Origin of the sequence: Ferrovibrio terrae (genome assembly GCF_943372915.1) — a bacterium.
Taxonomy (GTDB): Bacteria; Pseudomonadota; Alphaproteobacteria; order Ferrovibrionales; family Ferrovibrionaceae; genus Ferrovibrio; species Ferrovibrio terrae_A.
In genome coordinates, this window is record NZ_CALSAN010000013.1 from 52,386 (window position 1) to 64,774 (window position 12,389).

General features: G+C 62.1%; 12 protein-coding genes and 1 other RNA gene. 6 read left to right on the forward strand and 7 right to left on the reverse strand.

What is annotated here, in order from left to right; translation table 11 throughout:
* Positions 1-7: 7 nt before the first annotated feature.
* The 4 genes from AAG821_RS11050 to ssrA form a co-directional block, all read right to left on the reverse strand.
* Positions 8-763, reverse strand: coding sequence for an FRG domain-containing protein (locus tag AAG821_RS11050; RefSeq protein WP_341914393.1), 756 nt, complete (start codon positions 761-763; stop codon positions 8-10).
* 68 nt (positions 764-831) lie between these two features.
* The gene (locus AAG821_RS11055) at positions 832-2,442 is read right to left on the reverse strand and encodes a fumarate hydratase (protein WP_341914395.1); all 1,611 of its coding nucleotides are present in this window, start codon (positions 2,440-2,442) and stop codon (positions 832-834) included.
* A 60-nt stretch (positions 2,443-2,502) separates the two neighbouring features.
* Positions 2,503-3,012 (reverse strand): ClpXP protease specificity-enhancing factor SspB, encoded by a 510-nt coding sequence (locus tag AAG821_RS11060; RefSeq protein ID WP_341914396.1) that lies wholly within the window; start codon positions 3,010-3,012, stop codon positions 2,503-2,505.
* A gap of 161 nt (positions 3,013-3,173) precedes the next feature.
* Positions 3,174-3,535, reverse strand: a transfer-messenger RNA (tmRNA) gene (ssrA, locus tag AAG821_RS11065).
* Positions 3,536-3,671: 136 nt separating this feature from the next.
* Here ssrA and thyX point away from each other — a divergent pair.
* Complete coding sequence (thyX, locus tag AAG821_RS11070; RefSeq protein ID WP_341914397.1) at positions 3,672-4,610, forward strand: FAD-dependent thymidylate synthase; 939 nt, start codon at positions 3,672-3,674, stop codon at positions 4,608-4,610.
* Positions 4,611-4,614: 4 nt separating this feature from the next.
* Here the strand turns inward: thyX and AAG821_RS11075 are convergent, their stop codons facing one another.
* On the reverse strand, positions 4,615-5,820 hold the full coding sequence (locus AAG821_RS11075; protein WP_341914400.1) for a multidrug effflux MFS transporter: 1,206 nt from the start codon (positions 5,818-5,820) through the stop codon (positions 4,615-4,617).
* 233 nt (positions 5,821-6,053) lie between these two features.
* Here AAG821_RS11075 and AAG821_RS11080 point away from each other — a divergent pair, with 233 nt between their 5' ends.
* The 5 genes from AAG821_RS11080 (at position 6,054) to ftsY (ending at position 10,188) form a co-directional block, all read left to right on the forward strand.
* Positions 6,054-6,551 (forward strand): response regulator, encoded by a 498-nt coding sequence (locus AAG821_RS11080; RefSeq protein WP_341898105.1) that lies wholly within the window; start codon positions 6,054-6,056, stop codon positions 6,549-6,551.
* Between the two features lie 15 nt (positions 6,552-6,566).
* Positions 6,567-7,076: an Hpt domain-containing protein gene (locus tag AAG821_RS11085; protein WP_341914402.1), complete on the forward strand. Its 510-nt coding sequence runs from the start codon at positions 6,567-6,569 to the stop codon at positions 7,074-7,076.
* Positions 7,077-7,168: 92 nt separating this feature from the next.
* Positions 7,169-7,990, forward strand: a complete 822-nt coding sequence (gene dapF / locus AAG821_RS11090) for a diaminopimelate epimerase (protein ID WP_341914404.1) — start codon at positions 7,169-7,171, stop codon at positions 7,988-7,990.
* Between the two features lie 3 nt (positions 7,991-7,993).
* The gene (gene mtaB, locus AAG821_RS11095; protein WP_341914406.1) at positions 7,994-9,250 is read left to right on the forward strand and encodes a tRNA (N(6)-L-threonylcarbamoyladenosine(37)-C(2))-methylthiotransferase MtaB; all 1,257 of its coding nucleotides are present in this window, start codon (positions 7,994-7,996) and stop codon (positions 9,248-9,250) included.
* A complete protein-coding gene (ftsY, locus tag AAG821_RS11100) occupies positions 9,247-10,188 on the forward strand; it encodes a signal recognition particle-docking protein FtsY (protein ID WP_341916276.1) in 942 nt (313 codons plus the stop codon). Before mtaB ends, ftsY begins: the two co-directional genes overlap by 4 nt.
* Positions 10,189-10,204: 16 nt before the next feature.
* Here ftsY and AAG821_RS11105 read toward each other — a convergent pair whose 3' ends face one another.
* Both AAG821_RS11105 and AAG821_RS11110 read right to left on the reverse strand, forming a co-directional pair.
* Positions 10,205-11,053: a phosphodiesterase gene (locus AAG821_RS11105; RefSeq protein WP_341913590.1), complete on the reverse strand. Its 849-nt coding sequence runs from the start codon at positions 11,051-11,053 to the stop codon at positions 10,205-10,207.
* 61 nt (positions 11,054-11,114) lie between these two features.
* Positions 11,115-12,380, reverse strand: coding sequence for an ABC transporter substrate-binding protein (locus AAG821_RS11110; RefSeq protein ID WP_341913589.1), 1,266 nt, complete (start codon positions 12,378-12,380; stop codon positions 11,115-11,117).
* Positions 12,381-12,389 lie beyond the last annotated feature (9 nt).

Consider the following 12,389-nt stretch of genomic DNA (forward strand, 5'->3'; position numbering starts at 1 on the left):
GACTAAATTACATATGCCGGATCATTAGATAACGGGCCAAGCCATCAAGATCGGGATATAATGAATACTCATTAACCCCAGCTAGAGTTAAAAATGATAGCGCTTCCGGAATGGCCGCGGCAGGTATCACAAATTTTCTAACAAGGTCGCTGTATTTTTGTTCTAACGGAGCATCTATTTCATTGTGGAATGTAAAGCCACTGCGCTGCACGGCCAACCTACGACTTGTTTGAGTTGGGTTGAGCGCAACAACATCAGTGGGGAATTTTTTCTTTTCATTTATATATACATCCCAATAATTTACTTCCAAATCGGTATGCGGGTTAAATATTGAATCATCATTCATTGACGCCTTGTTCAGAGCGAATGGGTTAAGCATCCATATACACGGTAGCTCTGCCGTAGGGATGCTCGGCCTACTCTTCACATTCAAATAAGGTTTGAGCGCAAAGTATAGTGCAACAGAGAAGGTGTGCGACCAGTCGAGCAATCGCGTAGGCAAGCCGTGGTGCTGCATAGCAAATAGCGTATCCCACGGCGAATTTGCGTCATCAAGCAAAGGGCCCGCGAGTGCCAGGAAGTCATGATAGAGGGTTGACTCGATATACCTGTACTTTTTTGCTTTGCTACTTCTGCCTAGCCCACACAACAACTCCCAACTTCCATTACTATGCCCCCGAAAAAAGGGGATATCGCATCCGATAAGATCTAAAGCTTTAATGTGGTTCTGCACATCGAACAGAAACTTCTGCCATTTAGTCATTCCCCCCTCCCGCCTTTTTACTTGTTAGACAAATAAAAAAGGCCACCTCGCGGTGGCCTTTTTGCTGTTCACGCCAGGTTGGCGAAGAAGTCGTTGCCCTTGTCGTCGACGATGATGAAGGCGGGGAAATCCTCCACCTCGATCTTCCACACCGCTTCCATGCCGAGCTCCGGATATTCGTGCTGCTCGACCTTCTTGATGCAGTTCTTGGCCAGGATCGCGGCGGGACCGCCGATCGAGCCGAGATAGAAGCCGCCGTATTTCTTGCAGGCTTCGGTCACCTGCTTGGAGCGGTTGCCCTTGGCCAGGCTGATGAAGCCGCCGCCGTTTTCCATCAGCGTGCCGACGTATGAATCCATGCGGCCGGCCGTGGTGGGGCCGAAGGAGCCGGACGCCATGCCGTCCGGCGTCTTGGCCGGGCCGGCGTAATAGATCATGTGGTTCTTCACATACTCGGGCAGGCCCTCGCCGCGCTCGATCCGTTCGGCGAATTTGGCATGCGCCAGGTCTCTCGCCACAATAAGAGTTCCCGTCAGAGAAAGCCGCGTCTTGACCGGATACTGCGACAGCGTTTTGCGGATCTCGACCATCGGCTGGTTGAGGTCGATCTTGACCACCTCGGCCGACAGTTTTTCCTCATGCTCGGGCAGATACTGCGCCGGGTTGGTTTCCAGCTTTTCCAGATAGATGCCGTCGCGGGTGATCTTGCCCATCGCCTGACGATCGGCCGAGCAGGACACCGCGATGCCGACCGGCACGCTGGCGCCGTGGCGCGGCAGGCGGATGACGCGCACATCATGGCAGAAATACTTGCCGCCGAACTGGGCGCCGATGCCGTTGACGCGGGTGAGTTCGAGAATCTTCTGCTCGAATTCCACATCGCGGAAGGCATGGCCCGTGGGGCTGCCCTTGGTCGGCAGGTTGTCGAGATAGCGCGCCGAAGCCAGCTTGGCGGTCTTGAGATTGAGTTCAGCCGAGAGGCCGCCGATCACGATAGCCAGATGATACGGCGGGCAGGCCGCGGTACCCAGGGTCTTGATCTGGGTATCGAGAAATTTCAGCAGGCTGTCGCCGCGCAGCACGGCCGGCGTCTGCTGGTAAAGATAGGTCTTGTTGGCCGACCCGCCGCCCTTGGCCATGAACAGGAACTTGTAGGCATCGCCATCGGTGGCATAGAGCTCGATCTGCGCCGGCAGATTCGTGCCGGTATTCTTTTCCTCGAACATGGACAGCGGCGCGAGCTGTGAATAGCGCAGGCTGGTCTCGGTATAGGTGCGGTAGATGCCGTGCGACAGCGCCTCCTCGTCCTTGCCCGAGGTCCAGACATACTGGCCCTTCTTGCCGATCACGATGGCGGTGCCGGTATCCTGGCAGCTGGGCAGCACCATGCCGGCCGAGATATTGGCGTTTTTCAGAAGCTCCAGCGCCACGAAGTGATCGTTCGGCGAGGCATCCTTGTCATCCAGGATGGCGCGCAGCTGGGCCAGATGGCCGGGGCGGAACAGATGCGCGATGTCGCGCATGGCGGCGAAGCTGAGATCGCTCATTGCCTTGTCGCTGACCTGCAGCACATCCTTGCCGCCGGCCTTGATGACCTCGACGCCGTCGCTGGAAAGCTTGCGATAGGGCGTGGTGTCGGGACCGAGCGGAAACAGGTCCTCGTAGCGGAACTCGGGCATTGTCGTCTCCGGGGCTGGTGCACGGCTCAGGCTGGGAGCCGGAAGGAAAGCTTGCGGGTCTCAGGTCTTCTTTTTGCGGAAGGCATCCAGCGCGACCACGTCGCCGGTCTTGCGCTCGGCGCCGGAATCATCGGCCGGGGTCTCTTCCGTCTGGCCCGGTTCGGCATTGCCGATCGGCGCCGGGGTGGCCATGGCCGGGCGGTTTTCCGCATTCGGCGCGACACGGAACTGCAGGCCGAACTGCACGCTGGGATCGGCAAAGGCACTGATCGCCGCATAGGCGATCACCAGGCGTTCGGGCACCTTGTTGAAGCTGAGCGTGACCTGGAACCAGTCTTCATGCGCCTCCAGCCCCCAATACTGGTGCTGCAGCACGATGGTCATCTCTTCCGGGTAGCGCTCATGCAGATAGTCCGGCAGTTCGACGCCGGGCTGGTCGGTGCGGAAGGTGATGTAGAAATGATGGTTGCCGGGCAGGCCGAATTCGGCGACACGCTTCAGCGCCTCGCGCACCGCACCCCGCAGGGCGGTCTCTACCAGTTGATTGTAATCGAGCAGCTTGCCGGCCATGACTGATCTTCTCGGGGACGCGATGGCCCCATTTTACCCGCCCACCGACGGGGGTTCAATTACAAGCCGGCCCAAAGCACCGGTCTTCCACAGGTATTAACCCGGCACAGGCATTAACCGGCCGGACTTCTCCCGGCCAGGACGCTCTGGTTGAGGATGAAAGTGGGGGGCTTCTGTTGCCCGGCGCCCCCCGTGCCGCGCTTACCTATTAGGCAGCGAGTGCAACGCTATTGTCGTTGGCACTTAGAGAGTGACCCGATAACGGCGGTATCATGCCGGGCAAAAACTATGTTTTTACTGCGCACGTCGAGCCTGATTCGCCCCCATCATCAACCCAGAGCCTGGATACGGGGCCGTTTCCGGCCGTTTTCCCGTCATCCGCCGTCCTGCACGGCCTGGGCTCATGGTGGAGGCGCCGGGTACTGCCCCCGGGTCCGTAACGCCTATTCTCCATAGCGTTTATCACCATAGTCGGTTTCCCGACGCCCCTAACTTAGGGGGTCCGGGCCGGCTTTTGAAGGGGTGCGGCGCAGTTACTTCGGAGCGGCAGCCAGGGCTTTTGGAGACCCCGGGCCTTTAGTGGAATCGGCTCGCCGGTCTATAACCACCTGCCTTTCGCCCGGTGGCCCGAGTCGCCGGAAATTGCCGGAGATTGCCGCATGACCATGACGCCGGAGCAGGCCGCCGAAATCGCCGCCCTGCGCACCCAGAGCCAGACCACCCGCCGCGCCACCGTGCCGGCGCTGGAGGAGATCCTGTACGAGCCGCTGAACGTGCTCGATCATGGCTTCGTGCGCGTCGTCGATTACATGGGCGACGACTCTGCCGTGGTGCAGGCGGCCCGCGTTTCCTACGGCCGCGGCACCAAGAAGGTCAGCGAGGATCGCGGCCTGATCAACTACCTGATGCGGCACCGGCACACCACGCCGTTCGAGATGTGCGAGATCAAGTATCACGTCAAGCTGCCGATCTTCGTGGCGCGCCAGTGGATCCGCCATCGCACCGCCAATGTGAACGAATATTCGGCACGCTATTCGATCCTGGACAACGAGTTCTACATCCCCGCGCCCGACCAGCTGGCGGCACAGTCGAGTTCAAACCGCCAGGGCCGCGGCGATATCCTGACCGGGCCGGAAGCCGCCCGCGTGCTGGAGCTGCTGAAGCGCGATGCCAGCCAGAGCTATGCCTCCTACGAGGAGATGCTGAACGAGCGTCCCGACGGCAGCAAGCGCGACGAAGGCCGCGAGGGCCTGGCGCGCGAACTGGCCCGCATGAACCTGACGGTGAACTTCTATACCCAGTGGTACTGGAAGACCGACCTGCTGAACCTGCTGCATTTCCTGTCCCTGCGCGCCGACAGTCATGCGCAGTATGAAATCCGCGTCTATGCCGAAGCCATGCTGGATACGGTGAAACGCTGGGTGCCGGCCTGCTACGACGCCTTCATGGAATACCGCATCGGCGGCGCAGCGCTGTCGGCTTCCGCCATCAAGGCGGTGCGGCGCATGCTGGCGGGCGAAGCGGTCGAGCAGGCCAATTCCGGCATGAGCGCGCGCGAATGGCGCGAGCTGATGGCGGTGCTGAAGCCGGAGAGCTGACGCGCTAGCCGGCCTTCTCCGGCGGCGCGACCGCGTCGCGGTTCATCCACCAGATCACGGCACCGAGCAGCGCCGTGCTGCCGAAGGCGAGCCCGAGCGACAGCGGATCGCCGGCCGGGAACAGCGCATTCATCGCCGAGCCCATCACGCCGCCCATGGTCTGCAGAAAACCGGCCAGCGCCGCCCCGGCGCCAATGGTGGCCGGGTTGACGCCGATGGCCGAGACCATCGAATTGGGCAGGGCCAGTCCCATGCCAACCGCCCAGAGCATGCGCAAGGCGATGATGGCGGTGACGCTGGGCTCGAAGATTTCCACATACAGCGCCAGTCCCATGGCACCGCCCAGGGTGCAGAGCACCCCGGCATCGATGATCCGGCGCAGGCCGAGCCTGGCGCCAAACCAGGACGAGGCCATCGCGCCGACGAAAAAGCCCGCACTGCCCATGGCGGTGAGCACACCGAAGCTGACCGGATCGAGGGCCATGGTGCCGATCAATACCGCCGGCGCGCCGGCGCTGAAGCCATGCAGGCCGGCGAAGATCGCCATGTTGAGCAGGCCGAAGGTGAGGAAGCTGCGATTGCCGAGCAGGAATCCATAGGCGCGCAGGATACTGGGCAACAGCGGCCCGGCAGCGGGATCGGGCTTGTGGGTTTCCGGCAGGCGCAGTGTCAGGATCGCCAACACGGCCAGCGTGATGCCGCCGGCGATCCAGAAATTGGCGCGCCAGTCGAGGAAATGCTCGATCAGGCCACCCAGCATCGGCGACACGATCGGCGCGATGGCCAGCGCGGCGCTGACAATGGAGGCCGCCCGCGCCGCCTGGGCCCGCTCGTAGGCGTCGTTGATGATGGCCCGCCCGGTGGCCATGGCGCTGGCCGCGCCCAGGCCCTGGGCCGCCCGGGCCCAGAGCAGGGCCGGCAGACTGTCGGCCAGGGCGCAGGCCGCCGAACCGGCCACCATGATAACCAGCCCGCCCAGCAGCAGCGGACGGCGGCCATACCGGTCGCTCAGCGGGCCGTAGATCAGCTGCCCGCCGGCAAAAGTGATGAAATAGACCGTCAGGGTAAGCGGCAGCGCATCGGCCGGGGCCATCAGCTGGTCGCCGATGGTGGGCAGTGACGGCAGATACATGGTCGCTGCCAAAATCCCGTTCGAGAACAGGATGGTAAGCAGCAAAAGCAGGCCGGCAGGTGGCAGAGATTTGGGCATCGGACCGGGTGGCAATGGCTTTCCGGTTGCATGATAATCGACTCAATCCGCTCAGGAGTATTACGGATTGGTTGGCTTCACCGGATAGCCAGTATATATATGATCGCAAATGTATTTCTAAGATTCTAGCGCGGCGTGGCCTGGGGATATTAAGTCCGATTTGAGGATGTCAGGTGCGCTGGCAAGCCTGTGGGTAAAAAGCAGGGTGTAAACAGAGGGGCGGTCGGAACGGGATGTCGGAAAAAATCGATTTCAGCCACGTCCGCTTTCTCATCGTGGATAGCAACCGGCTGATGTGTCAGCTGATCAAAGATATTCTGATGATGCTGGGCTGCACCCAGTGCACGACGGCGCGTGACAGCGAAAAGGCGATCGCCAACCTGCGTGCCGGCGGCTTTGACGTGCTGATCACCGAATGGAATCTCAAGCCGCGCTCCGGCCTTGAGCTGCTCGACTGGCTGCGCACCGATGGCGGCTCGCCGGATCGCATGATGCCGGTCATCATGCTGACGGCGAATTCCGAATTCGAATATGTGATGGAATCGCGCGACAAGGGCGTGACCGAATTCCTCGCCAAGCCTTTCACGGCGGACGGCATGTATCGCCGCCTGGTGTCGGTGGTGGCACGGCCGCGCGATTTTGTCAGTGTCAAAGGCTATTTCGGCCCGGATCGGCGGCGCCAGCAGTTGCCGTTCGAAGGCGTGGACCGGCGCCAGCAGAAGCCCGAATAGGCTTCGGGCCGCAGCATGCGCAGTAAAGCCCAAATCATCCCCAATCGTGGCGAGCTGAAGCGCAAGGCGGTCAATTACAAGACCGGCATGGATATCAAGCTCGACCCCGAAACGCTCAAGAAGATGGAGCAGCTGGTCGAGAATTCCTCGGCACAGTTTCTGGACGAAACCGTGGAAAGCCTGAAAGGCCTGCGTGAGGCGCTGGGCCGGGCCGCGTCGGAGCCTTCCGCGCGCCGCGAGGTGCTGGAGCATATCCGCGAGGAGGCCTTCCAGATCAAGGGTATGGGCGGCGTGTTCGGCTATCCCCTGCTGACCGAGTTCGCCAAATCGCTGCACGACTTCCTGAAGGAGCTGACCGACCTGGACGAGCTGCAGCAGGAAATCGTCAGCATCCATGTCGACACCCTGTATGTGGTGGTGTCCCACCGCATCAAGGGCTCTGGCGGGCCGCTGGAAGCGCAGCTGCGCGCCTCGCTGAAGGCGGCGGTCGACAAAGCCAAACCGGGCAGCAAAGCCGCCCCCTAGCCTTTGGCCGGCGCCGGCCTTATCTGGACTCTCCGGTCCCCCCGCCCTATAAACCCCGCATGCACCCGTCCAGCCCCCTCCCGTTTGTCAAAATGCACGGACTCGGCAACGATTTCGTCGTGCTGGACGCGCGCGCCCACAGCCTGCCGCTCGACCTGGCGGCGGTGAAACTGCTGGGCGACCGCAAGCGCGGCGTCGGTTTCGACCAGATGATCACCATCGAGCACTCGGACAAGGCGGATGCCTTCATGCGCATCCACAATGCCGATGGCGGCGAAGTGGAATCCTGCGGCAATGCCGCGCGCTGCGTCGCCACCCTGCTGATGCGGGAAAACGGCAAGGACACGGTCAGCATCGATACGCTGGGCGGCTGGCTGAACGCCAAGACCGGCGCCAGCGGGCTGATCACGGTGGATATGGGCGAACCGCATTTCGACTGGCGGTCGATTCCGCTGGCCCGCGAGATGAACACCATGAGCATGGCCTACAGCCATGGCGGCTATGACAAGCCCGGTGCGGTGAATGTCGGCAATCCGCATGTGGTGTTTTTCGTGCCCCATGCCGAAGCCGTGCCGCTGGGCGAGATCGGCCCGCAGATCGAACACGATCCGCTGTTCCCGCAGCGCATCAATGTCGAATTCGCCGAGATCATCGACCGCACGCAGATCCGCATGCGGGTGTGGGAGCGCGGCGCCGGCATCACGCGCGCCTGCGGCACCGGCGCCTGCGCCACCCTGGTGGCTGCCGCCCGTCGCGACTTGAGCGAACGCAAGGCGCAGATCGTGCTGGACGGCGGCGTGCTGACCATCGAATGGGGCGCCGACAATCATATCTACATGACCGGCCCGGCCACCGAGGCCTTCCACGGCGAAATCCCGCCGAGTTTCTGGGCCGCCCTGCACGACGCTGCCTGAGCAATGGCCGGGACAGAGTCGGGCGTTCTGAATTTCGGCTGCCGCCTCAATGCCTATGAGGGCGAGGCGATCCGCGACGCCCTGGCCAAGCACGGCCGCGACGACGTGGTGGTGGTGAATACCTGCGCCGTGACCGCCGAGGCTGAGAAGCAGGCGCGCCAGGCGATCCGCCGCCTGCGCCGCGAACGCCCTGATGCCCGCATCGTGGTGACCGGCTGCGCCGCCCAGGTCAATCCGCAGGGCTTTGCCGCCATGGCCGAGGTCGATCATGTGATCGGCAACCGCGAGAAGCTGGGCGAAACGCTGTGGCGCGATCTCGACCGGGATGCACCGCGCGTGACCGTGGGCGATATCCTGCAGGATGCGCCGCCAGCGCTGCCTGCCGTCAGCCATTTTCCTGGCCGGCCGCGTGCCTATCTGGAAATCCAGCAGGGCTGCGACCATCGCTGCACCTTCTGCATCATCCCCTATGGCCGCGGCCCGAGCCGCTCGCTGGCGCTGGGGGCAGTTGTGGACCAGGCTCGCGCCCTGGCCGGGCAGGGCTATCGTGAATTCGTGCTCACCGGTGTCGATATCACCTCCTACGGCCATGACCTGCCGGGCCAGCCGACACTGGGCAGCGCCGTGCGCCGCCTGCTCGACCTGGTGCCGCAGATCGAACGCCTGCGCTTCTCTTCTCTTGATCCCGCCGAGATCGATGCCGACCTGCTGCGCCTCTATGCCGAGGAACCACGGGTGATGCCGCATGCGCATCTCAGCCTGCAGGCCGGCGACGACCTGATCCTGAAACGCATGAAGCGGCGCCACAGCCGCGCCCAGGCCCTGGAGATGGCACACCGGCTGCAGCAGCTGCGGCCGGGCATTGCGCTGGGCGCCGACCTGATCGCCGGCTTTCCGACCGAAAGCGATGCGGCGTTTGAGCAGAGCCGCAACCTGATCGCCGAGGCCGGTCTTGCCTTCGTGCATGTCTTCCCCTACTCGCCACGCCCTGGCACGCCGGCCGCGCGCATGCCGCAATTGCCGGTCGAGCTGCGCCGCGCGCGCGCCGCCCTGCTGCGTGCCGCCGCCGATGCCGCGCTCGGCCGTTTCCTCACCAGCCGTATCGGCGCAGAGGCCAGCATCCTGGTCGAACAGGAAGGTGTGGGCCGCGACGAGACCTATGCGCCGGTCATGCTGCCCGGCCATCTTGTGAAGGGCAGCATTATCGCAGCAAGGATAGCGGCCGTGCGCGACGGCAAACTCTGGCTGGATGCGGCATGAGCGAAAACAACGAAAAGAAGACCGGTTGGTTCGGCCGGCTGAAGGCCGGCCTGTCACGCTCGGCCGGGCAGCTGGGAGAGCAGATCGGTGCGCTGTTCACCAAGCGCAAGCTGGACCGCGAGGCGCTGGACGAGCTGGAAGAAACCCTGATCAAGGCCGATCTGGGCATTGCCACGGCAGCCAAGATCGTCGCGGCAATCGCCAAGGACCGGTTCGACAAGGACATCACACCCGATGAAATCCGCAGCGCGCTGGCAGAGGCCGTGACGCCTTTGCTGCAGCCGGTGGAAAAACCGATGGACCTGAGCGGCGCGAAACCGCAGGTGATCCTGATCGTCGGTGTCAACGGCGTGGGCAAGACCACCACGATCGGCAAGATCGCCAGCAAGCTGCATGATGATGGCAAGACGGTGATGCTGGCCGCTGGCGACACTTTCCGCGCCGCCGCCGTCGAGCAGCTGAAGGTCTGGGGTGAACGGGCGCATGCGCAGGTGCTGGCGCGCGAAACCGGTGCCGATGCGGCCGGCCTAGCCTTCGATGCCCTGACCCAGGCGCATGCAAAGAATGTCGATGTGCTGATGATCGATACCGCCGGTCGCCTGCAGAACAAGGCCGACCTGATGGGTGAGCTGGCCAAGATCGTGCGCGTGCTGAAAAAGCAGGTGCCGGATGCCCCGCATCATGTACTGCTGGTGCTGGATGCCACGACGGGCCAGAACGCGATCAACCAGGTTGCCACCTTCAAGGAAATCTGCGCCGTCACCGGATTGGTCGTCACCAAGCTGGACGGCACGGCGCGCGGCGGCGTGCTGGTGGCGATTGCCGACAAATTTGGACTGCCGGTGCATTATATCGGCGTCGGCGAACAGGCGGCCGACCTGCAGCCCTTCTCCGCACAGGGCTTTGCTCGCGCGCTGGCCGGCCTGGATCAGACCTAGCCGGCCAGCCGACGACTTACTCCGCCGGTTCGAAAGTGTAGGCGTATTCCCGCTCGTCCTGCGTCTGTCCTCCCAGCGGGAATTTCCGGCTGTCGTCCAGATAATCGTGGAAGTGGATCACGACGTCTTCGCCACGCAGCAGCACTACGGCATAGGCCGGCGGTTCATGGCTGCCCGGCACGGCGGCGAGATCATCCGTGCGGAAATCGAGCCAGACCTGATGATTGGTGGCGCGGATGGTCGAGAAAGGCACGCCCATCCAGCTGCCGACGATCGGCCGATGCACATGCCCGAAGAAAACATGCCTGACCTTCTGTCGGTGCGGTCGCACCAGAGCACTGACGGCGTCGCGCTGCATCAGGCCAATGCGATCCATCGGCGCCAGGCCGATTTCGAAGGGTGGATGGTGCATAAACAGATAGAGCGGACGGTCGCCAGCAACCTCCAATTGATCCCGAAGCCATGCCTGTCGCTGCTCGCAATACCAGCCGGCATGGGTGCCGGGCTGATTGGTATCGAGAAACAGCAAGCGAGCATCTTCAAGATCGAGCCGGCCTTGGATAAAACCGGCGGCATCGACCGGCGCTTCCGGAAAAACCGTGCGAAAAACGGCGCGATCGTCATGGTTGCCGAGCAGCGGAATATAGGGCGGGATCAAATCATCGAGAACCTGGCGCAGCATTTCGTAAGCCACGCCTTCGCCCCAATGGGCGAGATCTCCGGTGATGACGACGGCCGCGGCATCAGGATGGTTGCGATTGATATCATCCACTGCGGCCGACAGACGGGCCTGCGGATCGAGGCCGTAGAGCAGACGGCCGGGCTCGACGAGATGCGGGTCGGTGATATGGATCAGCTTGGTCATGACAGGGCCTCACAGGAAAGGAAACGGGGTGGCCGCCTGGGACCACCCCTCAAAGTCCACGTTATGACGGGCTCTTGGGCAGCAACTTCTGCACATCCCGTGTCATGTCCTTAAGCACAGCCTGCGGCTCGCCGGCACGCTGGCCGTTCACCACCGACTGCATGTGATCCTTGATCACGTCGGTAATCTTCAGACCATTCTCGCCTGGGAAGGCATACCACTTGGTCAGCAGGCCGAGTTGGCTGACCGCTGTATAGTTGTTCGGATTCTTCTCATAGAAATCCTTCAGATAGACCTCGTTCGCTTTCTTGTTCGGCGGCATGTAGCCAGTGTTCCTGGCCATGATTGCGGCACCTTCAGCGCCATGCCAGAACTTCATCACCTCCCAAGCGGCCTTGCGTTTGGCCGGATCGGTGGCGGTGATAACGCCGAGATTGCCGCCAGCCGGCAAACGGCCCACCCCGGGCTTCACATCGGGGAATTTATGCGTTTTTAGCGCAAACTTCCCGGCGATCATCTCAGTCGTCTTGGCCAAATCCGATGTCGAGGTAAAATGGATTCCGGTCTTGCCCGCCGCGAAGGTGGCTCGCATTTCAGGCTGACTCAGATTCGGCATCTGCGCCTCCTTGACGAAACGCGCATAGATGTTCATCGCAAACTGACCCTCTGGACCATCGAAAGCCACCTTGGTCTCATCGGCATTCAGCATGCTGCCGCCCTGACTGAACACCGGAGCCTGCCACAACCAATTGCCGGTAATGTCCCAGGCTATGGTCGCCCCATTGATGTCACCACCCAGCGCCTTGATCTTCTTCGCCAGTGCAAAGACACCGTCCCAGGTGGTGGGCAGGTTGTTCGGATCGCCGCCAGCTTGTTTGACGAGGTCAAGGTTGTAATAGACGATCGGCAGCGAGATGGCGAATGGCAGAGCATAGACCCTGCCCTTCTGCATGCCGATATCATACATCGCCTGGTGGAAGCCTTCGGCTTCGAAATTCTTCTCGGCCTTGATGAAATCGTCGAGCGGCACGGCAATGCCGCGATCGACCAGAATACGGATACGGTTCAAACCCTGGAAGGTTACATCGGGCATCTGCTTGGTAATCGCCTCGCGCAGAATCTTCTGCGTCGCCTCCTCATAGGAGTCATATGGCGCCCGGAAGGTCACCTTTATATCCGGATGCGTCTTGGCGAATTCCGCAGCGATCTGCTTGTGTGTGTCGTTGAACAGCTCGCCATAGGGATATTGAACCACGATCTCGGTGGCAGCCTGGGCCGCCGAACTCGCCATCAGCACCGCTGCTGCGGCGATGAGTAATTTGCGCATGACTCACTC